21 protein-coding genes are annotated in these 23,468 nt (G+C 68.7%); 10 read left to right on the top strand and 11 right to left on the bottom strand.

Going from position 1 to position 23,468, the window contains the following annotated elements; translation table 11 throughout:
• Nucleotides 1-18 precede the first annotated feature (18 nt).
• On the bottom strand, nt 19-1,593 hold the full coding sequence (locus GC106_RS11160) for an MFS transporter (protein ID WP_173128008.1): 1,575 nt from the start codon (nt 1,591-1,593) through the stop codon (nt 19-21).
• Between the two features lie 49 nt (nt 1,594-1,642).
• Here GC106_RS11160 and GC106_RS11165 point away from each other — a divergent pair, with 49 nt between their 5' ends.
• The 3 genes from GC106_RS11165 (at nt 1,643) to GC106_RS47020 (ending at nt 3,898) form a co-directional block, all read left to right on the top strand.
• Nucleotides 1,643-2,224, top strand: coding sequence for a helix-turn-helix domain-containing protein (locus tag GC106_RS11165; protein ID WP_173128011.1), 582 nt, complete (start codon nt 1,643-1,645; stop codon nt 2,222-2,224).
• A gap of 95 nt (nt 2,225-2,319) precedes the next feature.
• Nucleotides 2,320-3,162, top strand: a complete 843-nt coding sequence (locus tag GC106_RS11170) for a class I SAM-dependent methyltransferase (protein WP_173128014.1) — start codon at nt 2,320-2,322, stop codon at nt 3,160-3,162.
• Nucleotides 3,068-3,898, top strand: coding sequence for a nuclear transport factor 2 family protein (locus tag GC106_RS47020; RefSeq protein ID WP_217280373.1), 831 nt, complete (start codon nt 3,068-3,070; stop codon nt 3,896-3,898). The genes GC106_RS11170 and GC106_RS47020 overlap by 95 nt, the downstream gene beginning before the upstream one ends.
• Nucleotide 3,899: 1 nt before the next feature.
• On the opposite strand, the gene GC106_RS11180 is transcribed toward GC106_RS47020, so the two are convergent.
• The 9 genes from GC106_RS11180 to GC106_RS11220 form a co-directional block, all read right to left on the bottom strand.
• Entirely contained in the window at nt 3,900-4,811 is a 912-nt protein-coding gene (locus GC106_RS11180) for a DNA-3-methyladenine glycosylase family protein (RefSeq protein ID WP_173128017.1), read from the bottom strand.
• A 1,066-nt stretch (nt 4,812-5,877) separates the two neighbouring features.
• Nucleotides 5,878-7,455, bottom strand: coding sequence for an alpha/beta hydrolase (locus GC106_RS11185; protein WP_173128020.1), 1,578 nt, complete (start codon nt 7,453-7,455; stop codon nt 5,878-5,880).
• A gap of 574 nt (nt 7,456-8,029) precedes the next feature.
• Entirely contained in the window at nt 8,030-8,659 is a 630-nt protein-coding gene (locus GC106_RS11190) for a hypothetical protein (RefSeq protein ID WP_217280374.1), read from the bottom strand.
• Nucleotides 8,656-8,982 carry a hypothetical protein gene (locus tag GC106_RS11195; RefSeq protein WP_173128023.1) on the bottom strand — a complete coding sequence of 109 codons (327 nt, stop codon included), beginning with the start codon at nt 8,980-8,982 and terminating at the stop codon, nt 8,656-8,658. The genes GC106_RS11190 and GC106_RS11195 overlap by 4 nt, the downstream gene beginning before the upstream one ends.
• Nucleotides 8,983-9,241: 259 nt before the next feature.
• Complete coding sequence (gene egtD, locus GC106_RS11200; RefSeq protein ID WP_173128026.1) at nt 9,242-10,213, bottom strand: L-histidine N(alpha)-methyltransferase; 972 nt, start codon at nt 10,211-10,213, stop codon at nt 9,242-9,244.
• Nucleotides 10,206-10,979, bottom strand: coding sequence for an ergothioneine biosynthesis protein EgtC (egtC, locus tag GC106_RS11205; RefSeq protein WP_173128029.1), 774 nt, complete (start codon nt 10,977-10,979; stop codon nt 10,206-10,208). The genes egtD and egtC overlap by 8 nt, the downstream gene beginning before the upstream one ends.
• A 2-nt stretch (nt 10,980-10,981) precedes the next feature.
• Nucleotides 10,982-12,313, bottom strand: coding sequence for an ergothioneine biosynthesis protein EgtB (gene egtB / locus GC106_RS11210; RefSeq protein WP_173128031.1), 1,332 nt, complete (start codon nt 12,311-12,313; stop codon nt 10,982-10,984).
• A complete protein-coding gene (gene egtA, locus GC106_RS11215) occupies nt 12,310-13,539 on the bottom strand; it encodes an ergothioneine biosynthesis glutamate--cysteine ligase EgtA (RefSeq protein WP_312872595.1) in 1,230 nt (409 codons plus the stop codon). The genes egtB and egtA overlap by 4 nt, the downstream gene beginning before the upstream one ends.
• 100 nt (nt 13,540-13,639) lie before the next feature.
• Complete coding sequence (locus GC106_RS11220; protein ID WP_217280375.1) at nt 13,640-14,671, bottom strand: FAD-dependent monooxygenase; 1,032 nt, start codon at nt 14,669-14,671, stop codon at nt 13,640-13,642.
• 48 nt (nt 14,672-14,719) lie between these two features.
• On the opposite strand from GC106_RS11220, the gene GC106_RS11225 reads away from it, so the two are divergent.
• Entirely contained in the window at nt 14,720-15,685 is a 966-nt protein-coding gene (locus tag GC106_RS11225; RefSeq protein ID WP_173128034.1) for a helix-turn-helix transcriptional regulator, read from the top strand.
• On the opposite strand, the gene GC106_RS11230 is transcribed toward GC106_RS11225, so the two are convergent.
• Nucleotides 15,676-16,590 (bottom strand): SDR family oxidoreductase, encoded by a 915-nt coding sequence (locus GC106_RS11230; protein ID WP_173128036.1) that lies wholly within the window; start codon nt 16,588-16,590, stop codon nt 15,676-15,678. The two genes, GC106_RS11225 and GC106_RS11230, sit on opposite strands and share 10 nt — an antisense overlap.
• Nucleotides 16,591-16,666: 76 nt before the next feature.
• Here GC106_RS11230 and GC106_RS49255 point away from each other — a divergent pair, with 76 nt between their 5' ends.
• The 6 genes from GC106_RS49255 (at nt 16,667) to GC106_RS11260 (ending at nt 23,449) form a co-directional block, all read left to right on the top strand.
• A complete protein-coding gene (locus GC106_RS49255; protein ID WP_173128038.1) occupies nt 16,667-17,233 on the top strand; it encodes a TetR/AcrR family transcriptional regulator in 567 nt (188 codons plus the stop codon).
• A gap of 360 nt (nt 17,234-17,593) precedes the next feature.
• Nucleotides 17,594-19,372, top strand: coding sequence for a serine/threonine-protein kinase (locus GC106_RS11240; RefSeq protein WP_173128041.1), 1,779 nt, complete (start codon nt 17,594-17,596; stop codon nt 19,370-19,372).
• A gap of 11 nt (nt 19,373-19,383) precedes the next feature.
• Nucleotides 19,384-21,249: a serine/threonine-protein kinase gene (locus GC106_RS11245; RefSeq protein WP_173128044.1), complete on the top strand. Its 1,866-nt coding sequence runs from the start codon at nt 19,384-19,386 to the stop codon at nt 21,247-21,249.
• Between the two features lie 328 nt (nt 21,250-21,577).
• Nucleotides 21,578-22,177, top strand: coding sequence for a TetR/AcrR family transcriptional regulator (locus GC106_RS11250; RefSeq protein WP_173128047.1), 600 nt, complete (start codon nt 21,578-21,580; stop codon nt 22,175-22,177).
• An 11-nt stretch (nt 22,178-22,188) separates the two neighbouring features.
• Nucleotides 22,189-23,124 carry an aminoglycoside phosphotransferase/kinase family protein gene (locus tag GC106_RS11255; protein WP_246365492.1) on the top strand — a complete coding sequence of 312 codons (936 nt, stop codon included), beginning with the start codon at nt 22,189-22,191 and terminating at the stop codon, nt 23,122-23,124.
• Between the two features lie 103 nt (nt 23,125-23,227).
• A complete protein-coding gene (locus GC106_RS11260) occupies nt 23,228-23,449 on the top strand; it encodes a hypothetical protein (RefSeq protein WP_173128050.1) in 222 nt (73 codons plus the stop codon).
• Nucleotides 23,450-23,468 lie beyond the last annotated feature (19 nt).

Below are 23,468 nucleotides of genomic sequence, written 5' to 3' on the forward strand. Positions count from 1 at the left end.
CCCGGGCACTATAGCGCTTCAGCCCATCGCCTTGACGTCGTCCGATCGGACAGACCCAGCGTCGTCCCCGGAGGGCGTGGCGTCGTTCTCGGGGCCGCGGACCAGGACGTAGACCAGGAGGACTGCCATGATGGTCACTCCGGCCCACATGGCGGTCTGCCAGCCGTCGACGAACGATTCCCGTGCGGCTCGCACAAGCACTTGCCCCTGGTCGCCGTCGGCGGCGTCGAGGGCGTTGGCGATGCCTTCCCGTGCGGCTGCTGCGGCGGTGTCGTCGGGCAGGCCGTCGAGCCTGGCGTCGATCGCGCTGCGGTAGCCGGCCGACAGCAGCGATCCGAGCAGCGCGATACCGAGTGCGGTCCCGAACTCACGGGTGACGTCGTTGAGCGCGGACGCGACGCCTTGGCGTTCTCGCGGCAGGGCACTGGTGATGGCCTCGGTGGACGGCGTCATCGACAAGCCCATGCCGAGTCCGATGGCGAGCATGCCGGGCAGCACCGCGAGGTAGCCGCCTTCGACGGAAACGAAAGTCGCCATGAGACCCAAGCCCGCGCCCGCGAGCAGGATGCCCGTCGCCATGGTCGTGCGAGCCCCGATTCGCTCGGCCAGCCGTGGTGCCAGTCCGGACGTGATCATCATCAGCACCGCCATGGGCATGAGCGCCGCGGTGGACAGCAGGCCGGACCAGCCGAGGACAGCCTGGAAGAACGGGTAGAGCACCACGAAGATCCCTGCCTGGACACCGAAGACCGCCAGGAGCACCACGGAACCGCTTGCCAGTCCTCGCTTCCGGAAGAGACGCACCTGCAGCAACGGGGAGCGGTGGCGAAGCTCCCATGCCACGAACCCGACGGCGGCACCTGCACCGACCAGCAGGCTGACCAGGGTCACGGGCGTGGCCCAGCCTCGCTCAGGGCCTTCCTGGAGGAAGAAGATGAGCCCGACCACGGCGACGATGGACGCCAGCGAGCCGACGGTGTCGAAGGAGTGCCGCGCTTCCTCGCGCGAGTTGGGCACGGAGCGCTGCGTCATGACGAACGCGACGATGACCAGCACCACGGGAAGAACGAACAGGTACCGCCAGTTCGCCACGTCGACCAGTGCCGCCGAGAGGAACATGCCCAGAATGCCGCCGCCTCCGGCGACGCCCGTCCACACACCGATCGCCCGGCCGCGCTCCTGCTCCGGGAAGGTGGACGTGATGACGGCGAGCGTGACAGGCATGATCATCGCCGCGCCCACGCCGCTCAGCACGCGTGCCGCGAGCATCACCTCGGCCGACGGGGCGAAACCCGCGGCCGCACTCGCCACGCCGAAAACGGTCAGACCCGCGATGAGCACGGGTTTACGGCCCCATCGGTCACCGATCGCGCCGAGCGGCAGCAGGAGCGCGGCCATGGTGAGGGTGTAGCTGTTGATGATCCACAGGATCATGCTCTGCGAGGCGCCGAAGGCGACCGCGAGGTCCGGCTGGGCGACGTTCAGCCCGGTCACCGACGCGATGACGGCCATCAAGGCGATGCAGACCGCGACCAGGATCGAGCGGCGCTCGCGCGCGTCCGAGACCGTCGCGTTGGTTGAATCAGTGTGCATGTTCGGCGAGGTTAGGGACGGCTTGCCCTAAAGGCATAGGATCTTGCCCATGACGCAAGACGATGGCGATCTGGACAGCCTGGTACGCAAACGAATCCGTGCTCTGCGGCTGGCGCAGGGCTGGTCGTTGGAGGAACTGGCCACGCGGGCGCGGCTCAGCCCGTCTTCGCTCAGCCGGATCGAGAACGGTCAGCGCCGCCTGGCCCTTGATCAGCTCGTCACGCTCGCCCGTGCCCTGGACACCTCGCTCGACCAGCTGGTCGAGACGGCCACTGACGACGTGATCGCCGGTCCGGTGATCGACGGAATCCACGGACGGCTGCGGTGGCGGATCAAGGCCGATCCCGGAATGACCGTGATGCGACAGCGCCTGACGAACCCCGCACCGGACAATCCGGCGAGCATGCGCGCCCACTCAGGCCACGAATGGATCGTCGTCCTGTCCGGTACCGCCGTGCTGATGCTGGGCAACCGCCGGTTCCGCGTGGAGACCAACCAGTCCGCCGAGTTCCCCACCATGCTTCCGCATGCGATCGGCGCCGAAGGAGGGCCGTGCGAGATCCTGGGCATCTTCGACCGCGACGCGCGCCGCGGCCACCTGTCCGACAAGGGACCCGCCGCCCCACGATGACGAGCTCTTGCGTGTTCGGCAGCCCGGGATTCCATCTTTTTGCTCGGCAGGCAAGACAATGTGCGCCTGACGCATGGCCGACTTAACCTGACGCCATGACCCACACAGGCCACGACCACCATCCCCACGTCGACACCCATGCGGAAATCCTCGACCTCGACGCGGAAGTGCTCGCCGACCACACCGCGGCCATCACCGCCTGGCTGCCGGTCGAGACGAGCCCGCACGAGATTGTGGATCTGGGCTGCGGCACCGGCGCCGGCACCTTCGCCCTGCTCACCCGCTTCCCCGAGGCGCACGTGACCGCCGTCGACTCCTCCGCCGGCCACCTGCACCGCCTGCGGGAGAAGGCCCGCGAGAAGGGAGTGGCCGACCGAGTGCGCACCGTCCAGGCCGATCTCGACGCGGCGACGTGGCCGGACCTCGGCACGCCCGACCTGGTGTGGGCATCCGCCGCCATGCATCACATGGCCGATCCCATGCGGACATTGCGCCGGGTCCACGACATGCTCGCACCCGGCGGCCTGTTCGCCGTCGTCGAACTCGCCGGGTTCCCCCGGTTCCTGCCCGCCGACGCCCCGGAGAACCGCCCCGGCCTGGAAGAACGCTGCCACGAGGCGAGCGACCGCCACCACGCCGAGCACGTGCCCCACCGCGGTGCCGACTGGGGTCCGAAGCTGACCGCCGCCGGGTTCAGGCTCGAAGGCGAACGCACGATCACTGTCAACCTCGAACGTTCCGACACCATCGGCCGCTACGCCCTCACCAGCCTGCGGCGCCTGCGTAGCGGCATCGCCGACGCGCTCGCCGCCGACGACCTCGCCGCGCTGGACCAACTGCTCGATGTCGACAGCCCGCACAGCATCCTGCGTCGCGACGACCTCACCGTACGCACCGAACGCACTGTGTGGGCCGCCCGACGCACTGCCCCCCGCTGACTACGAGGCGTGGCGCAAGAGCAGGTGGGAGGAGATCGCCGGTCCGAACGGCAAGGCGAAGGTCGTCGCGAACGGCAAGGTGAGCGGCCCGGACGCGCACGTCATCCCGGGTGTTCCCGGGCGGTGGAGCACCACCGAGGCAGGTGCCCTGACCGTGACCGCCGCCGCCGGAGATGGCGTGAAAGTCAACGGCGAGACAGCGGACGGGACGGTCGAGGTGCCGTCCGGCAGCACTCTTGAGTTCCCGGGAGGCCAAGTGGGCTTCGCGGGAGGAACGGGCGGGGCCTACGGCGTCCCCAGCTGTCTTCACCTGCCCCCCGCGCCTCCTGGCAACCACCTGCCCATGCGGATCGAGGCGGGCGAGCGTGCGCTCGTCCACACCGCCCTTCAGGACAAGGCGATCACGTACCTGCGCTACCTGGAGAACAGGGACTGGGCGAGCGCGCGGACGATGTGCTCGGACACGGCGACCGTCTGGCACAACGACGGCAAGGGCGACGAGACGATCGACCAGAACATCTCCGGGATGCGCGGCCAGATCGACGCCATCGAGTCGATGCGCTACGAGATCGTCCGGCAGTTCACGAAGGCCGACGAAGTCCTCCAGCAGCACGTCGTGCACGTGGCCACAAAGGACGGAACGCGCGGCCAGGTCCACGCGGCCGTGTACTTCCGCTTCGAAGACGGCCTGATCAGCCGCATCGAGGAGTACGCCAACTTCGTGCCCAGCGCCTGAGTCACAACCGTGCGAGTTCGGCCTGGGCGCGGAACAACACCGACACCCAGGTCCGATACGGCCGCCATCTGTCGGCCACCCGCTCAAGATCCCTGACGTCCGGTTCTCGCAGGCCGTAAGCAGCCGTGATCGCCTTGTGCAGCCTCGGCTCGGCCGTGGCGAACACGTCCGGGTGTCCCGCTCCCCGCAACAGGACGAGCTGCGCGGAGAACGTGCCGATGCCCGGCAGCTTCGCCAGGAACCGCAAGGCGTCTTCGGCGGGCATGGCACGTAACCGCGTCGCGTCCAGGTCACCGGCCAGTGCCGCCTCGGCGGTCGCCCGCAGGCGGCTGCTCTTGACCTCAGGTAAGAGCGGAACCCGGGCAAGTTCAAGGAGTCGCCGTGGGGCCGGGAACGTGTCGAGCTGTATCCCCGACAGCTCGGTCGCCCCGGCCGGCACGGCAACCGCACTACCGACCCTACGCGCGATCTGGTCCTTGAGCGCGGCCGCCTGGCCCATCCGCACCCGTTGGCTGATGATCGACCAGCAGGCCGCCTCGTACGGCGAGTGGAACAGCACTGGTCGCAGGCCCGGCAGTGCCTTTTGTAACCGTCGGACAACAGGATCACGCTCGGCCAGGGCCGGGAAGCCGACGCCGTCGACGTCCAGCGACAGGATCCGCCGGACGTGCCCGACCGCGGCGGGCACATCCTCCTCGGCGGCGTTGAGCCGGACCTGCACCGGCCCATCCGCCCCCTGTTGCCGAACCAACGCGCCGACCGGCTCCCAGGACGGAGCCGCCGGGAACGCCAACCGCAACCGGCCATGCTCGTCGACAAAGGACCGACTCGGCGTGAACCCCTCGATGAACCGCGCCGAGGCGGCCAGGTCGAACGGACCGGTGAACGGCAGGTCGAACCATTCGGTGATCATGTGCTATCCCTCCCACCGACACCATCGCAGAGGGGTACGACAATTCCGGGTCGGCACGGGGTGCGGGCCCCGGTTCGATCCCGCCGCCGCCTCCCGGGCCCCGGCTCGACCCCGGCGCCGCGCGGGCCCCCGGCTCGACCCCGCCGCCCCCGGCCCCCGGCTCGCCCCCGCCGCCCCCGGGCCCCGGCTCGATCCGCCACCTCCCGGGCCCGGCTCGATCCCGCCGCCTCCGGTGAGGCGCCCACCCACGATCTCGGCCCGGTCCGTACCGATGGGATCGTCGGCGAATCCCGTTGTCCACAACCCGCCGGTAACCCTTCTACCAGGCATTACCCGCCGGTAGACTGGGTCCGGGGTCGCCCCCCGGGAGTGGCGGGGGCTGCCTGGGGGCATTTTGGGGCAGCACAAATGGGGGTGTGCTGGATGTCTGTGTTGGTCAGGAGGAGGTGCGCGCGGGTCGGCTGACTCGTGCGATGTTCTTGACGGGCTCAGTCCGAGACGTCGAGGAGGTACGCGCGCAACACGCGCTTGAGCCGCTCGTTCTCTGCCTGTGGCGGCGAGGACCGTGAGGAGCAACGCGCCGAGGATCTTGACGGTTACGGTGGCGATCAGGCGGCGTCGGCTGGGGGCGAGTTCAGGGACTCGGGTGCCGATGGTGCGGTCGACCTGTTCGGGGACGGCGGTCCGCAGCGCGTCGCGCGGTTCGGCCCAGAACATCGCCTCGAAGGCGCTGTGTTCCTCCGCTGTCTGGATTGGCGGGTCGGCCATGCGGTTGACGACGTCGTCCAGGAGCACGCCGACCACTTGCGCCGATGGGTCGTGCACGTCGGCGAGGACGGCCACGTACCGGTCGGCCAAGGCCGCGGCCATGGATTCCTTGTTCGGGAAGAGCCCGGTGAGACGCCTGCCGCTGTCGCGATCGCGTTGTCGAAGCCGTCGGCGGCGAAGACCTGCTCGGCGGCGTCCAGCAGTTGCGCCATTCGCCGCTCGCCGCCTGCGTGGTTTCCACTGTCGAGCAGCCTGACGATCGGCGGCCACCACGCCAGGCGTGGTGGCCGCCGATCCGCTAGAACGGCTGCACGTTCGGCTGGTAGACCTGCCCAGGCTTCGGCGTCTCCAGGTTGATCAGGTAGTTCGCCGCCGCCTTGTCGACGCCGAGCGAGTCACCCAGGATGCAGTGCCCGAACGAGTCCACGCTCAGCAGCACGGCGTTGTCGAGCTGCTGGACCATCCGCTTGGAGAACTCGTACTGGGTGGCCGGGTCGTAGTAGTTGCCCACGACGAGCACCGGGTTCTCGGTCTTGCGGTCCCATGGCCCGCGGTACGGGTCGGGGTGCTTGACCGGCCACGTCGCACAACCCAGCGGGTCGGAGAAGATCTGGAACCGGCCGAAGGTCGGCGACTCGCGCTCCCACTGGTGCGCCAGCAGCGGGATCAGGGCGGGAATCCGCGGGAACGGCTTGTCGGTGCAGTTCACAGCCTGATACGAGTCGTCGCTCGTGTACGGTGTGTCCGCGGGCATGTCGTACTTACCGGTCTTGTTGATCGTCGTGAAGACCGACAGGTCGGACTGCGCCAGCTGCGCCGAGACAGGCGGGTGCAGCACGTTGTACACGCCCTGCAAGGCGTCCGCGAGCGGCTTGAGCGCGGCCGGGTTGTACAGGTTGCTCGCGACGGCGCCGGTGAACGAGTCCAGCGTGACCGTGTCGCCGGTGGGCAGGGTGATCGGTTCCTTGCGGAGGTGGTCACGGATCTCGTCGAACTTCGCGCGCGGGTTGCCGTCGCTGAAGCCGCACTTGGCGCCTTCGGCGTCGCAGCGCTTGAGGTACGCGTCGAGCGCAATTTCGAAGCCCCGTGCGCGTTCGCGGTCGTACTGCAGGCCGTTGCTCAGGCGCAGCGCGGGGTCGACGTTGCCGTCGAGGATGATCGCCCTGCTGTTGCGCGGGAACATGTTGACGTACGTCGCGCCGAGCAGCGTGCCGTACGAGAACCCGACGTAGGTCAGCTTCTTGTCGCCGACGGCCTGGCGCAGCAGGTCCAGGTCCTGGGCGACGTCCTTGGTGGTCATGTGCTTGAGCAGGTCACCGGCGTTGCGCGCGCAGTACTGCGAGTAGTCCGCGTACGCGTCGACGGTGTCGTTGATCTGCTGCTTGGTCACCGGGACCAAGGCCATCCGGCCGAAGACCTCGTTGGCCTCCTCGTTGGTCGTGAAGCAGCGCAGCGGCGTGCTCTGGGCGACGCCGCGCGGGTCGAACCCAACCAGGTCGAACCGGTCGAGCACCTCGGGCTGGAAGATCGCCCGGCCGGACCGCGGCATGCCCCATCCGCTGCCGCCCGGACCGCCGGGGTTGAGGAACAGCGACCCGATGCGCTGTGCCTGGTTGCTCGCGGCGCGACGCATCAGCGCCAGCGAGATCGTCTCCTTGCGTGGTTTGTCGTGGTCCAGCGGGACGGTGTACGTGGCACAGCTGAACAGCGGCTTGTCAGCTGGCGGAACGTTGTTGAGCGAACCTTCCGGACATGCACCCCATTGGACGGCTGGAACAGCCGACTGTTGTTGTTGCGCCACGGCCGCCGGTGCCGCGAGGACGGATCCCGCGGCCAGAATGCCCGCGAGTACCGCTGAGCGCGCCCTGATGACCACCCTCACCCCTCCTAGGTCTCTGGTCCCTGTCGCGTGGGGTAGTCAGCCTCACACGCGCCGAAGCCCACGGATAGCGACCATCGGAGGGACGTCGGGCCATTGCTCCGCCCAGCGTGGGGGTTGGCCTCATAAGTGCTGCGCGGAGCGCGAACGGGGTTGGGCTGGTGGGCTTCGGGCGTGTCGTGGGCTCAGCGGCATGCCCGGTTGGATTGTGGTTTGGTGCACCGCGAGTGACCGCACGGCTTCGAGTTTCCGGGCGCGGCGATCATGGTGGTCTCGATCGTCCTCCTGGAGCCGATCGAGAAGATCGGCATGGATGCAGCTGCGGCATTTTGGCTGGGGTCAACCCGGAGTAGTGGGCAACTGACGCAGGCGTTTCGTGCGCACAAGGGGTTCCGTGGTCGCGGCCGCATGTTCCGGGAGCCACTTTCCTCAGCTCGAAGTGGGCGAGGAAGTCGTCCCATTCCTGGGCGGTGCGGTCGCGGTATTCCTCGCTGGGCCGTTCGGCTCGGCGGCGGGCGATGAACGCCCGGTGGTGTGCGATCACGTCCTCGGGGTGGTTCGCGGCGTGTCCTCACCCTCCCGGTTGATCGTTTGGGTGTCCCCGAGTTGCTTCCGTGTCGACGCATCCTGGGAGTTCGGTGAAGGTGCACTTGGTGGGCCCGTGCTCCCGCAGGCTGGCGAGAGTGATCGTTTTCTGTTCTCCGACCGCGGCGTTGAGCCGGTTCGTGGACATGACGTAGAAGTCCCACTGGTCCAGGTTGAGCGGGTCAGCGGTGGCTTTGTCGACCGGTGTGAAGACGCAGAAGACGTAGACGTCGGCTTGGCGTTTGCGTTCGGCGGCGTAGGTGTTCGTTGTCGCGTCCCATCCGGTGGTGGGCTTGATGGTGAAGGCGATCGTCGAAAGCCGCTGCTGCTTCCAGCTTTGCAGGTAGGCCGAGGACTTCACCTCCACCCGCACCCCGTGCCGGGTGCGCAGGTCGGCGGCGTCCCACTCCAGACGCGTGCGACCATCGAGGCACCCCAGAGCCAGCCCGACGATGTACTCGGCGAGCACCCCGCGCATCGCGTTGCTGATCAGGTCGGAGCAGGCCCACGTCCAGAACTCGCCAAGCTGCGTGCCGATGCTCTGGCCCCGGTGCGTGAACGGCTCGTCACCGGTCTTCGGAATTGGGACGAGCGCGTCCAGATTGATGTGGGTCACGGAAATCCTTTCTTCCGATCGGTTCCTGTCCGAGGGCTCCCGTCGCTGCTGGCGCGTTGCCAGGCGACCGCGACGCTGATGTGGATGCCGAGCATGCGGGCGAGGACGGCGGCGGGCAGTTCGGCGGCAAGCTGGAACAGGGAGATGGAGCGTACTTGGCCGGAGTGGAGGCCGAGTCGGCAGAGTCGTTCGGCGAGTTGGTAGGCGCTGATGCAGCCGCCGGAAAGCAGCCAGGGCGAAGCGCTGTCATCGCCGATGACGGCTTTGCCGTGGCGGCGGGCGACGACGTGCCGGGCGAGCGCGGCGAGTGGTTCGGGTAGCACGACGGGGGCATCGCTCCTTGTCAGCGTTGCCGGTGCTTTTGGCCGTGATGGCGCCGTCGGAGCATCGAACTGCCGGTGGCGGGGCGGCCGTGGCCTTGCTGAGCGGAGCGTTGACCTCGACGGCAGGGACCACCGCGATGTTGGTGGTCCCTGCCCGTGACACTGGTCCCCGCCGGGCCGTGGGTGGCGTTCGCCGCGGCGGCCGCAGCGATGACGGCGGTCGGCACGATCGTGCGTGCCGCCCGCCGCCTGGTCGCGATCAGACCGCTTGGGACAGCGAAAGGCCGAAGCGGTGTAACGAGTCCGTCCACCAGCGAGTCAGGTCGAAGCCCGCGTCCGCGAGTTCGGCCGTGATGCCTTCGCGGCGGAACTTGGCGGATATCTCGGTGTGCAGTTCTTCTCCTTCCGCGAAGGACACCGTCATGTCGAGGACCGGGATGCTCACCCGCATCGCCCGTTGGGCACGCAGGCGCATCTCGATCCACTCGTTGTCGGCATCCCAGAGCGCGACGTGATCGAACGCGGACACGTCGAAGTCCGCGCCGAGTTCGCGGTTCAGCACGTGCAGCACGTTGCGGTTGAACTCGGCCGTCACCCCCGCCGAATCGTCGTAGGCGACGCGGACGGTCTCGACGTCCTTCACCAGGTCCGTGCCGAGCAGCAGCCACTCCCCCGGTTCGAGGACGTCGCGCAGCGAGGCGAGGAACTTGGCGCGTTCGGCGGGCAGCAGGTTGCCGATCGTGCCGCCGAGGAACGCGACAACACGCGGTGCTTCGCCTGGCAGTAACGCCAAGTGCTCGGTGAAGTCGCCGACGACTCCGTGTACCACCAGTGACGGATAGTCGACAGCCAGCGCCGCTGCCGCGTCGTGCAGCGCGGTGCGGGAGACGTCGAGCGGGACGAACTGGCGCAGGGTTCCGCCCGCCCTCAGTGCGTCCAGCAGCAGGCGGGTCTTCTCCGACGAGCCCGAGCCGAGCTCGACCAGCGTGTGCGCCTGGCTGGCCGAGGCGATCTCGCCGGCGCGGTCACCGAGGATCTCGCGTTCGGCGCGGGTCGGGTAGTACTCCGGCAGACGGGTGATCTGCTCGAACAGCTCGCTGCCCCGCGCGTCGTAGAACCACTTGGGCGGCAGCGTTTTCGGGTCCGCGGACAAGCCCGTGCGCGCGTCCGCGGCCAGTGCGCGGGCGGCGTGGTCCTCCGCCAGGTGGACGTCGACCACCGGTTCAGTCATGGGTTCCCTTTTCTCGGGCGCCGAGCGGTCGCACGGCGAGCGAAGGCGGCCCCGGGGTAACCGTGGCCGTCACGATGTGGTGATCCGGGACGGGTGTCCATCGCGGATCGGCGTCCCACGGCTCGGAGCTGATCACCACGGAATCGTCGGTGACCAGGGTGGTGAGCGAGTGGGTCCAGGCGGTCGCCACCAGCGTCCGCCCGTCGGTGAGCATCAGGTTCAGTCGCGAGCCCGGAGCCAGCTCCGAGACCTCCAGCACGGTTTCGGCCACGGCGTCGCACGGTGCTTGCCCGTCCCGCAGGCGGGCACGGACAAGCGCCCACAGCAAAGCCGCGTCGGTCGGCGCGTCCAGCGTCATCAGGTCGGTCACGGGCAGGCCCGCCGCCAACGAGGCGATCGACGACGGCCAGCCACGGACGACCCCGTTGTGGCTGAACAGCCACTGGCCGTCGGTGAAGGGCGCGGCCGCGGTCTCGACAACCGGCATGCCGACGGTCGCCGATCGCACAGCCGCCAGCACGCCCGTGGCCTGGACCGGTTTGAGCAGTCCCGGCAACGCCGTGTCGGTCCACATAGGACTGGCACGGCGGTACACGACGGCCCGGTCGCCGGCGAACCACCCCACGCCGAAGCCGTCGGCGTTGATGGTGCCGCCGCCGCGCATGTCCGCGGGGGCCCAGCTCTGCCGCAGCAGCGAATGCTGCGGCTCGAGCACCAGGCCCGCCACGGACACGGCGGGGCCGAGGTAACCCAGATGGCGGCACACGTCTACCGCGGCTCATCCAGGCCGGCATCCCGGGCGAGCCGGAATCCGCTGAAGATCTGCCTGCGGATCGGGTAGTCCCAGTTGCGGAACGTGCCACGGCAGGCCGCCGCGTCCGCGCCGAACGACCCGCCGCGCAGCATCTTGTAGTCCGGGCCGAAGAACACCTCGGAGTACTCGCGGTACGGGAACGCCACGAAGCCCGGGTAGGCGTGGAAGTCACTGGACGTCCACTCCCACACGTCACCGATCAGCTGGGCCACCCCGAGCGGCGACTCACCGGCCGGGTACGCGCCGATCCGCGCCGGACGCAGGTGCGCCTGGCCCAGGTTGGCGTGCTCGGGCCCGGGATCCTCGTCGCCCCACGGGTATCTGCGCGAGCGGCCGGTCGCCGGGTCGAACCGGGCGGCCTTCTCCCACTCCACCTCGGTGGGCAGCCGTTTGCCCGCCCACGCGGCGAACGCCTCGGCTTCGTAGTAGCACACGTGCACAACGGGTTCGTCGAGCACGAGCGGTTCCACCACACCGAAACAGTCGCGCAGCCAACGATCGCCGTCACGTACCCAGAACCGCGGTGCGGTCAGATTCGCCTTGTGCCGGTAGGCCCAGCCTTCCGCACTCCACCACTGCTGCTGGTCGTAGCCACCCGACGAGATGAACTCGAGGTACATCCCGTTGGTCACCGGGTACTTGTCGATGACAAACGCGTCCACGTGCACCTGGTGCGCCGGGCGTTCGTTGTCCAGGGCCCACGGCTCGACCGAGGTGCCCATGGTGAACGGTCCCGCGGGCACCAGGATCTCCCGGTTGAGCACCGGGCCCCGCGGCGCGGGCGGTAACGGCGCGTGCAGCACCGGGTCGCCGGTCCGCAACTGGTGCGTGGCCAGCATGGTCTCGTTGTGCTGCTGCTCGTGCTGGACGATCATGCCGAACGCGAAGGCGTTCTCCACCAGCTTGCGTCCTTCCAGCGGCGTGCTCGCCAGCACGTCCATCACCTTGTCCCGGACCTCGCGGACGTACGTGCGCGTCTCGATCGGCGAGAGCAACGGCAACGCCGGACGGTCCGCACGCGGGTGCTGGAAGGCGTCGTACATGTTGTCGATGTCCTCGCGCACCGGCTCCCGGCCGCCGACGTCACGGACGAGCCAGAGCTCCTCCTGGTTGCCGATGTGCGCGAAGTCCCACACCAGCGGCGACATCAGCTTCGAATGCTGGCGGACCAGGTCGTCCTCGTCGACGGCGTCGGTCAGTGCGGTGCTGCGGGCACGCGACCGGGCCAGCTGCAGCGCGACCCGATCGCGCAATGTCTCCGTGTCCAGCTCGCTGAACGCCGTCATCCCCGGTTCCTCCCATCGTGCAGCCTGTGTTCGACGTCGCTGGTCACCGTTCGCGCCAGATCGGGCGTCAGTCCGGTGACGCCGAGTTCGGCGATGCCGAGCTCGGCGAGCTTGGCGGCGGTGCGGGCGAGCGCGGGGTCGCGCAGCCCGTCGCGTGCCGCCGTCAGCCAGTGGTCCGCGACCGGCATGCAGATGTCGATCACCTCGTCGGCCTTGCCGAGCAGGGCCACGAGCAATGCCGCGGGCGAGAGCCAGCGGTCGCCCGGCTGGGCGTCGATGTACCGGACCTCCAGGTAGCCCTGCGCCCGCACCGGCGGGAACAGGGTGGTCAGGTGGTACTTGAGGTCGGCCACGGTGGGTGGCCTGCCGAGATCGGCCGTTCCGTCGATCCAGTCGGCGAACGTGACGCCCGGTGGCGCGTCCCAGCAGTCATCGTCGCGGCGAACGCACAGCAGCGGCGTTTCCAGCGCACGACGCGCCCAGCTGGTCGCCGGGTCGTCGGTGAACTCACTCGGGAAGGTCCGGACGGGGTCGGTGCCCAGCACCGCGCGCAGCCGGTTCGACACCCACCCGGTGCTCCTGCCGAGCACCCAGGGCGAGTTGGCGAACAACGCACTCAACGGCGGACCCAGCACGTGCGCGGCCCTCCACCGTGCGGCGTGGTCCTTGCGCTCACCGGCGTCCACACACAACTGGAAGCCGGCCGTGCTGCACATCATGGTGATGCCGTCGGTGCCCAGGGGCGCGAATGCCTTCTCCATCGCCTTGTAGCGCGGAGTGTCCAGCACGCGCCTGGGTGTCCGGAATGGATCGACCGCCGAGGTGCCCAGCGTGAGACCGCGGGCAGCGAGCAGTCCGGTGACGTAGTCGGTGTCTGCGCGAACGGTGGCGTACAGGCCGGTCAGGGAATCCTCCGGCTGAGCCGAGATCTCGACCTGACCGCCGGGCTCGGCGGTGAGCGGTGAGCCACCTGGCAAGGGAATCTGAGGGCTGTCTTGGTGCAGTGTGCGGGGCGCGTGGTCGCCGAGTGCCTCCCGGAGCACTTCGGCGGTCAGCGGGCGCCGCGGGTCATCGTCGTGGTGGACTGTCCATTCGAGCTCGACACCGGTCAGTTTCGGTGGGCCGTGTTTGAAACACACGGACGCGACGTACGCCTCGGCTTCCACACGCTGGCGCAGCGTGCGGAACTCGGGCCCGTCGACGGGCGTGTCCCGCAGGATGGTCACGGTTGCACTCCTTCGTCTCGACCGCCATCGACGCTACCCCCGGGGTCCGACAAAATCATTGCGCGGAGCTTACGGCGACCTCTGGACCAGGAGCGATTACTCAGCGCATCAGCAGTCCACCGGTACGGAGCAACGCGTTACGCGCCAACGCCATCCGGGGTCGCATGGTCAACAGGCCGACCTGTCGTGCGGTGGCCGCGGTTCGCTGGGAAGGCTTGCGACGCAAGGAGTCGTAGCGTCGAAGCGCTTCTTCTGTGTCAGACATTGTCGCCAGGCAACGGCCGAGCACCGCCCCGTCCAGTAAGGCCTGACAAGCTCCCTGCCCCAGGTCGGGCGTCATCGCGTGCGCCGCATCCCCCACCAGGGCAACACGGTCCCGCACGTACGAGCGCAATCGTGGCGCCACATAACAGAGGTCATGGCGGAGGATGTCCGATTCGTCCGCCAGCGACAGGATTCGCGGAACCGGCTCGCACCATTCGCCGAATATCCGGTGAAGTTCCGGCAAACCCTCGCCGGCGTACCGCACACCGGCGGGCGCCCAGACCGGCGCGAACCAGTTCGTGCGACCGCCTTCCACGCCCGTGACGCCGAACTTGGCGCCATGGCCCATGATCTCTCCAGGCGGCCCGTACTCCCCCTTGACGATGCCGCGCCACGCCGAGTATCCCGCGTAGCGGAGTCCATAGGCGTCGCCGAAGCACGCCTTGCGCACCACGCTGTGGATGCCATCGGCGCCGACGACCGCTCGGCTACCGGCGGCCAACTCATCCACATCGGACACTTCGACGCCGGTTTCGACCACACCGTCCGGCAACGCCGCACGCAGCAGCCGGGTGAGCGCGCCCCGGGAAATCAGAACCACCGCTTCCGGTGGCCGAATTCGGGCAAGAAATCGGCCGTCCGACCGCCGGAACACCGCTTCCGCCTGCGCCACACCGATGTGACGGACTTTGTCGCCGAGACCGAGCCGATCCAGGGCACGTAAGGCGTTCGGCCACATGCCCAGCGCAGTCCCCGCATCCGCCAACCCATCACGCTTTTCCACCACGCGCACCGGATGTCCCGCGTTGACCAACGCGACCGCGCAGGCGAGCCCGCCGATCCCGCCACCCACCACCGTGATGTCCATGCCGCGAGGCTACTACAGACATAGTTCGGCTCGTAGTATCATTCCGGCATGCGAGCCGAACGCCTGGTGGCGCTGCTGTTCACGCTGCAGAGCAGGCGCAGCGCGACGATTCCCGAACTGGCCGAGGCGCTCGGCGTGTCCGAACGGACCATGCACCGGGACATCGCCGCGTTGCAGGCCACCGGAGTTCCGTTGTGGACGGAACCTGGCCGCAATGGAGGCGTCCGGCTGGTCGACGGCTGGCGCACCCGGCTCGACGGCCTGACATCGCGGGAAGCCGTGGCGATCTTCGCGATGGGCGTGCCGCGGGCACTCGCCGAACTCGGCCTCGGCACAGCCGTGTCGGCCGCGCACGCCAAGGTCTCCGCGACTCTGCCTGCCCCGCTGCGTGACCAGGCGCAGCACGTGGCGCAGCGTTTCCACCTCGACGCCCCGGGTTGGTTCAAGCGCGAGGACGAAGCCGAGCACCTCGCCGACGTCGCACGCGCGGTATGGGAGCAACAGCGGATACGTATCGGCTACAGCAGTGGCGAACGGACGGTCGAGCGTGTACTCGACCCACTGGGGCTCGTACTCAAGGCAGGCGTTTGGTACCTCGTCGCGCGCGTCAACGGCAGCATCCGTACGTACCGCGTCAGCCGGATCACCGCGGTGTCAGAGCTCGACGAACACTTCGACCGGCCGACGGACTTCGACCTGGCGAGCTGGTGGCAGCAGTCGTCGGCGCAGTTCGAGCGGTCCCTGCAGCAGGTGAAGGTCCGGGTACGGCTCAGCCCGGTCGGCGTGCGCGCACTGCCGGTCGTGCTCGACCCGGACCTGGCGTCCCAGGCGCTCGCGCAGGCCCAGCCGCCCGGGCCGGACGGCTGGACCGAGGTCGAACTGGGCCTCGAACGCCCCGACATCGCCGCCGGGCAGCTGCTCGCGTTGGGTGTCGAGGTGGAGATCGTGGAGCCGGAGGCCGTGCGGGCCGCGTTCGCGGACGCCGCACGGCGGATGTGGGACCGTCACCGGTAACCGGTCGGGTCCGGGTCCTTGCCCGGCTCCTGGACCTCGTCGACGTACCGCCAGCCGTCCGGCCTGCTGCCGTCGACGTCGTCGATCTCGTAGATCTTGGCCAGCTGGCCGCTGTTGAGCGTCTGGCCGGAGAAGCGCGCCTTGTCCGGGTCCGCCGCCAGCGCCGCGACGGTCCGCCCGGTGAAGGTCGGCGTCTCCGAGATCGCGAAGTACGGCTGCTCCTTCAGCGCGTCACGCCAGTTCTCCTCGGTCACGCCGAACGCCTCCAGCATCGCCTCGGAGCGCAACCAGCCCGGCGTCATGGCGACCACCGTCGTGCCGTACTCCTTGGTCTGGAACGCCTCCCCGATGGCCAGCGGGTGCGCCGCGGCCTTGGCGAGGAAGAACCCCAACGACGTGCCCTTGCGGTACTTCGAGTTGTACTCGGCGGTGCCGTCGGTCATCTCCACGACCAGGCCGCCCGGGTTGCGGATGATCAGCGGGAACAGGAAATGGCTGGTGATGAGGTGCGCGTCGATGCCCAGCCGGATCATCCGCAGGCTCTCGTCCAGCGACTGCTCCCAGACCGGCTTGCCCCAGCCGATGTAGGCGTCACCACCCCAGATGCCGTCGACCAGGATGTCCAGCCGCCCCTGCTCGCGGTCCACCCGCTGGGCCAGGCCGGCGACCTGGTCGCGTTCCAGGTGATCCACCCGGACGGCCACCCCCTTGCCCCCGGCCCGCTCGATCAGCTCGACGGTCTGCTCGATCGTCTCCGGACGGTCCACTTCGGAACGCCGGGTGCCCGAGCTGCGGCCTGTGACGTACACGAACGCCCCCGCACGACCGAGTTCCACCGCGATCGCCCTGCTCGCACCGCGGGTCCCGCCCGCGACCACCGCCACCTTGCCACTCAGATCTGTCATGCGGACAACGATGACGGCGAACCCTGACAGGTGCTGACATGGTTTACCGAAACTACATTTGCAGTACTATTCGCTTGTGCCGACTCGTCGTAACGAGATCCTCATCGGGGCCGTGTCCGTACTGGCCAGGGGCGGGCCACGGGCCCTGACCCACCTGTCCGTGGACGCCGCCGCCGAACTGCCGAAGGGCAGCACGTCCAACCACTTCCGCACCAGGGACGCACTCATCCAGGGCGTGCTCGGGCACCTGGTGAAGACCGAGCAGTCCCTGCTGGCCGACTTGCTGGGCAAGGTCGAGGGGGTGGTCGACCGTGAGGCCTTCGTCCGCAAGTTGACCGACATGGTGCTGTACATGACCGAACCCGCGCGCGAGCTGACGCTGGCGCGGCGCGCGATCTTCCTGGAGGCGGCCTGGCGTCCGGAGATCGCCGACCAGATTCTCGGGTGGACTGTCCGGTACTGGCAGCTCGGCGGCCGGTGGCTGGATCGGCTGGGCTCCCCGGACCCCGAGGGGCACGCCCGGATTCTGCTGGCATGCCTGGACGGGTTGATCACGGAGGTGCTGACTCGCCCGCTGCCCGCTTTGGACATTCAGCGGGCCTGCCGGATCATCGTCGCCGGTTTGCTCGACGAGTCAGTTTGACGGTGTCGGCCTAGGCCGCCTCGGCGGATCCGGCCCGCCGTGAACCGAGACAGCCTTCAGCCGAGGGTGACGAGCAGCCGCTGAGAGTCGCGCCGATCCTGTCCGCCGAGCCGCGCGAGGACATGGTCCCCGGATCAAGGCGCTCAAGCATGGTCACACCCTCGCGCGGCAACGAGGCGGGCAGCGATCCCGGATGACACCGTGGTGGGCCGTGTCACCAGGCCTCGGTCGTGCAGCGCGTGGATCACCTTGGTCATCGCCCGTGGTGACACGTGGGCATCGCGCGCCAATTCGGCAGGCCACGGCGGCCGAACGGCCGATACAAGGTTTGTCCAAGGCGCGGTTGCTTGACTTCGGCAAGTGGGAACAGACGAACATGGTGATTCCCGGCAGATCGGCCGCTACCGGCTGCTGGCCCAGTTGGGCTCGGGCGGAATGGGCCGGGTGTACCTGGGACGGGCGCCGGACGGACAGCTGGTCGCGATCAAGCGAATGCATGCCCGGTTCGCGGACGACCCGGAATTCCGGGCGCGGTTCCGTCGTGAGGTTGAGATGTCCATGCGGGTGCCAGGGGCCTACACCGCGGCAGTCCTGGATGCCGATCCGGACGCGGCAATCCCGTGGTCGGCATCGGTTTTCATCGCCGGGCCGTCGTTGCGCACAGCGCTGGAGCTCTCCGGGCCGTTGCCGGAGCAGGCGGTCGGCAGGCTGGCCGTGGGCCTGGCCGCGGCGCTGGCGGAGATCCACCACGCCGGCCTGGCGCACCGGGACCTCAAACCGGGCAACGTGATCCTCGCCGAAGACGGGCCCAGGGTGATCGATTTCGGCATCGCGCGGGCGACCGACGGCACGACCGAGCTGACCCACGCCGGGGACGTGCTCGGATCGCCGGCGTTCATGTCTCCGGAGCAGGCCGAAGGCAGGCAGGCGGGCCAGGACAGCGACATCTTCTCGTGGGCCGCGCTGGTGGTGACGGCCGCTACGGGGAGAAGTCCCTGCCCGGGCAACTCGGCCGCCCAGATCCTGTACAACGTCGTTCACCACGAGCCGGATCTGCGCATGCTGCCACCGGGATTGCGGCGGGTGGTGGAGATGTGCCTGGCGAAAGATCCGGCTCTGCGCCCCACGGCTCATCAGGTACTGCGGGAGTTGCCGTCGGCGGATCCCGATCCGCAGCCGTGGCCGCCGCCGGTCCACGCGGCCATCGCGCAGCGCAAAGCCATGGCACGAGAAGCTCTCAGCGCCGGACGACCGCGTTACGGGTGGAAAATCGGCATAGCGGTGGGCGCGGTGGCGTTACTCGCCGTCGGAGCGATCGCGGTTGGTATGAGTGGTGGCACCGCCTCGCCCGCTCCGCTCCCAGCAACGACAAGCAGCGGTTCGCCTCCACCGAATCAGCTGACCAAGCAGATTGTGCTGGACGTCGACCCGTGCGCCCTGCTAGACGGTGCACCAGCGCCGGGAGGCGGGGTTCTGCGACCCGAAAAGGTGAACGGTTTCGACGTCTGCGACTACCGCACGGCCGGTTATGAGGTCAGCCTGTTCCTCGGGCGGTTGAACACGGGCACCAGGACTTCGATCGTGGTGGAAGGACTCCAAGGCTTCACCGAGCCGCCACACAGCTCGAACAGATGCACGGCATACGTCCTGCTCCAGGACACACCGGGGTTGACCGTCGCGGTGCGGGTCGAGTCAGATCCGTCCTGTGACGGCGGCAAAGCCGTTCTCGGCGAGGCGGTCAGGCGGATCAAGGCGGGCCATGGCCGCTGGACCCAACCGGAATCACTGGGGCCGCTCGATCCGTGCGCAGCGGCCGACACGGCCGTGGCCGATCGGCTGGTCGGTGGCACGGCCAAGGTCAGACAGACCGGATTGCACCACTGCACTTGGCAGGCGTCGGCGGCGTTGTTGCTGATGTTCCGGCACGGTGCCGAGCCATCCGGAACACCGGTCCAAGCCAACGGGATCACCCTTCATCAGCGACAGATCTCCAGCTCCGAGTGCGCACTGGAGTGGGCTCATCGCCCGCTGACCCCGCCGTTCTCCGAAGTCGTGCACATCCAATACGCGGGCTCTGACGCGGATCCGTGTGCCAAGGCCAGGGATTTCGCCGCGGCCGTCATCGTGAAGCTGCCTTAGGAGCTACAGCCATGCAGCCGTTGCGTTCTGGAGATCCGGAGCGAATCGGGCCTTATCGCCTGGTGGCGTCGCTCGGTCAAGGCGGCATGGGCCGGGTTTTTCTTGGCGCGGCGCCTGACGGACGGCTCGTCGCGGTGAAACAGGTTCATCCCGAACTGGCCCGTGACGACGAGTTCCGTGCGCGCTTCCGGCAGGAGGTGGAGGTTTCCCGCCGGGTGTCGGGCGCGTACACCGCCGCGATCGTGGGCGCCGACCCGGAGGCGGATGAGCCTTGGCTCGCCTCGGTCTTCATGACCGGCCCGTCGCTGCGGCAGGCGATCGACGAGACAGGGCCGTTACCGGAGCACGCCGTGCTGCTTCTCGCCGCCGGGCTCGCGTCGGCGTTGCGGGCCATCCACGGGTCGGGGCTCGTGCACCGCGATCTCAAACCCGGGAACGTGCTGCTCACCGCCGACGGCCCGAAGGTGATCGACTTCGGGATCGCCAGGGCCCTGGCGGGCGGTCCCGACCTGACGAGCACCGGCTCCGTGGTCGGGTCGCCCGCGTTCATGTCGCCCGAGCAGGCCGAGGGAAGGGAACTGGGACCGGCAAGCGACATCTTCTCCTTCGGGTCAATGCTTGTCGCCGCCGCTGCGGGACACGGGCCGTTCAGCGGCGACTCCACTCCCCAGACGCTTTACAACGTCGTGCACACCGCGCCGAACCTCGCACTCGTCCCGCCCCGTATCCACCAACTGGTCGAGCCATGCCTGAGCAAGGATCCCCGGCAGCGCCCCACGGCGGCGCAAGTGCTCGACCAACTCGACACATCTGGCGCCGTCACCTGGTCAGCACCGGTGAACGGTCTGATCACGCGGCAACATGAACAGGTACGCACCGCTCTGGCATGGCCTGCCCGTACTCCTCCAGCGCCGCAGCCCAAGCCACGTCGCCGGCGGTGGACGGCGGTTCTGGCGTCGGCCATGGTGATCGTGACGGCGTTGCTCGCCGTCACCGCGGTTCACCTCTCGGACCAAGGGGATGGTGATCGATCCGTTCCGGTGGCGGCCCAGCCGGTTTTGACCGTCGCGGAAGCGCTGACCACGGACACGTTGCGCCGGGTCGACCCTTGTGCGTTGGTCAACGACATCACGGGTGTGGCCACGGGCAGTACCCGAGACCTGATCTCCGGTCCTCAACGGCCCGGCGATTCCACCGCAACCGCCCAGGGCACCATGTGCGCGGCCCGGAACGCGGACCAGGTCACGGTCTTCCTGTTCGTCGGCAGGGAAATGATGTACTCCGCTGAGACCACCGTCGCATCCGACGGTATCGTGACCTTCAACCCCACCCCTTCCTACTGCGTGGCCATGATGCCGTTGACGAACCGGCCGGCACTCGGCCTGAGCGCCGAGATCCGCGAACCCGCCGAGGGTTCCTGCGAAGTGGCGCGGACAGCGTTGCGGGAGGCCATCACTCGAATCCGTACTGGTGGATTCCGCTACAACCTGAAGCCCGGCTCCCTGCTGACGAAGGACGCCTGCACGTTCCTCGACTCCGCCACCGTGGAGCGGACCGCTGGGCCGATCACGTGGAGCGGCCTCGCCGAACTGCGCATCTGCGGGTGGCTGGCCACCGACACCGTCAAGGTCCAGATCGGTCCTGGCGTACCCGCGCAGGACGTCACCACGAACCTCGGCGAGCAGATCGAACTCGATGGCCGTACCGTCTACCGCAAAGCCGAGCCGGCATCACCCGGCGAGGATCTGTGTACCGTCACTTTTCGCCATCACACCGGAGAGGAGGTCGCGGTCGCTTACCGGCGGGTTTCCCCTCGCTCCGCCGACACGTGCGACCGTGCGACCGACCTGGCGCGCGTCGCGTTCAGCCGCACGTAGTGGTGCTTTCTGAGGCGTCGGGTCCGAGGTCCGGCTTGCCTCCGCTGTGGACGGGCAGTTCGCTCGATCGGATGACCAGGCTCGGGTGAGTTGTCCACGACCGGGCAACGGAGCCCACGTGAGCGATTACCGCTGCCAGCGAACTCGCTGACGCGGTGTTGATGGCGCCTGCGCCCCCACGAGCCGCACGGGACGTGCTGGATGTTCGCGCGGTGCCGCCTTCCTTGGTGGCCTCTGTGTCAAGACCTGTTACTCTGTGTACGCCCCAGCGCTCGCAATCCGTACGTACGGATTGCAATAGTCGCCCAGTACGTGGGACGATTCTTCGATGCCACGGGTCAGCCAGGACCATCTCGACGCCCGGCGCCGCCAAATTCTGGACGGTGCCCGGACTTGTTTCGCACGCTTCGGTTACGAAGGCGCCACCGTACGCAGGCTCGAGGAGGCCACCGGCCTGTCGCGAGGCGCGATCTTCCACCACTTCCGGGACAAGGAGTCGCTGTTCCTGGCGCTGGCCGAGGACGAGGCGCGCCGGATGGCCGACGTGGTGGCCGAGCAGGGTCTCGTTCAGGTGATGCGTAACCTGCTGGCCGCGCCCGCAGGCCAGGATCACCCGGCCGACTGGCTCGGTACCCGGCTGGAGGTGTCCCGGCGGCTGCGCACCGACCCGGAGTTCCGCGGCCGGTGGGCCGAGCGGTCCGAGGCGCTGACCGAGGCGACGCGTCAGCGTCTGCAGCGCCAGCGGGAGGCCGGCAACCTGCGTGACGACGTGGATGTCAAGGTGCTGACGGCGTTCCTGGAGCTGGTGCTCGAAGGGCTCGTCTCGCACCTCGCGATGGGGCTGCCGGCCGACGACCTGGAGCCGGTGCTCGACCTGGTCGAGGAGAGCGTGCGGCGGCACCGGCGCGGCGCCGAGATCAGCGACTGACCATCGAGGACATGACACATACCATGCTGACCGACGAACAAGTAGCTGCCCGCACGGACCGTGCGCGGGAGGCCGCAGCCGCCGCGGGGCGCGATCTCGGGCTCACGGTCACCGAGCCGCACGTCCTCTACAGCGTTTTCTCCGTCATCGTGCACCTGGCGCCGTCACCGGTGGTCGCCCGCGTGCCGACGGTACTTCCGCCGTGGTCGACGCCGGAGATCCAGGCAGCAGACCAGAAGCGGGAGCTGGCTGTCGCGGGTTGGCTGGCCGACCAAGGACATCCCGTCGTCGCGCCGAGCCCGCTCGTGCCGCGTGAACCCGTCCGTCGTGACGGGTTCTCCATGACGTTCTGGCAGTACGTCGAACAGGTCGAAGGTGCCCAGACGAGCCCGGAGCGAGCCGCGGGGCTCGCTGCCGGCCTGCACAGGGCGCTCCGGGACTATCCCGGCGAGCTGCCGTTCCTGGGCTCGTTCGACCCGTTCTTCGACAAGTCGTTCGAGTTCCTCGCCGACCGCCCGGATCTGGTCTCCCCCGCGGACGTCGACCGCGCGGTGCGCGAGTGGCAGGCGGTGCGGCCCCTGGTGGCGAGCGAAACCGCGTTCACCACGGCGTTCCCCCATGTCGGCGTCCAGGCCATCCACGGCGACTCGCCGCTCTACAACCTGATCGCCACACCGCGGGGCGAACTGTGCTCGGACTTCGAACTGGTCACGCGCGGCCCGGTCGAGTGGGACCTGTCGTTCGCGGGTCCTGAAGGCGAGAAGGCGTACGACGAGGTCGCGCCGAAGCCGCTGAACGAGCGCGTCCTGCGGCTGATGGAGGGCATCCGCATGCTGCAAGTGGTCGCCTGTCACGCGCAGGTGCCGGACATGCCGTCGCTCGGCGAGGGCATGAAACCGGCGATCGAGGCCTGGCGCGCGATGCCGCCGCTCACCGACCTGCTCTGAGGTGCCCGTCATCGGCGGATGACGGAACTGAGACGCGTCACGAGTCATCGTCGAGCTTGCCCGCGAACGAATCCGGCAGATTCTCGGCGGCGGAGGAGACGCGATGAACGAGATGACGAAGCGGTTCTACCAGCACCCTGAGCCCGGCGCACCGGACGAGGCAGTCGCCGAGTGGTACCGGGCGAAAGGCCGGATGCACGAACGGCTCGCCGAATGCGACGGTCACGACGCAGCACAAGAACGCGCGTATGCCGCTGCGAGCTATGAGCATGCGCGCACACTGGAGCTGCGCGCCGCCTCGTACGACACCGGCCAAGCAGCGTGAGCCCGTCGGGCCGGGAATC

The sequence above is a fragment of the Kibdelosporangium persicum genome (assembly GCF_013280595.1).
GTDB lineage: Bacteria > Actinomycetota > Actinomycetes > Mycobacteriales > Pseudonocardiaceae > Kibdelosporangium > Kibdelosporangium persicum.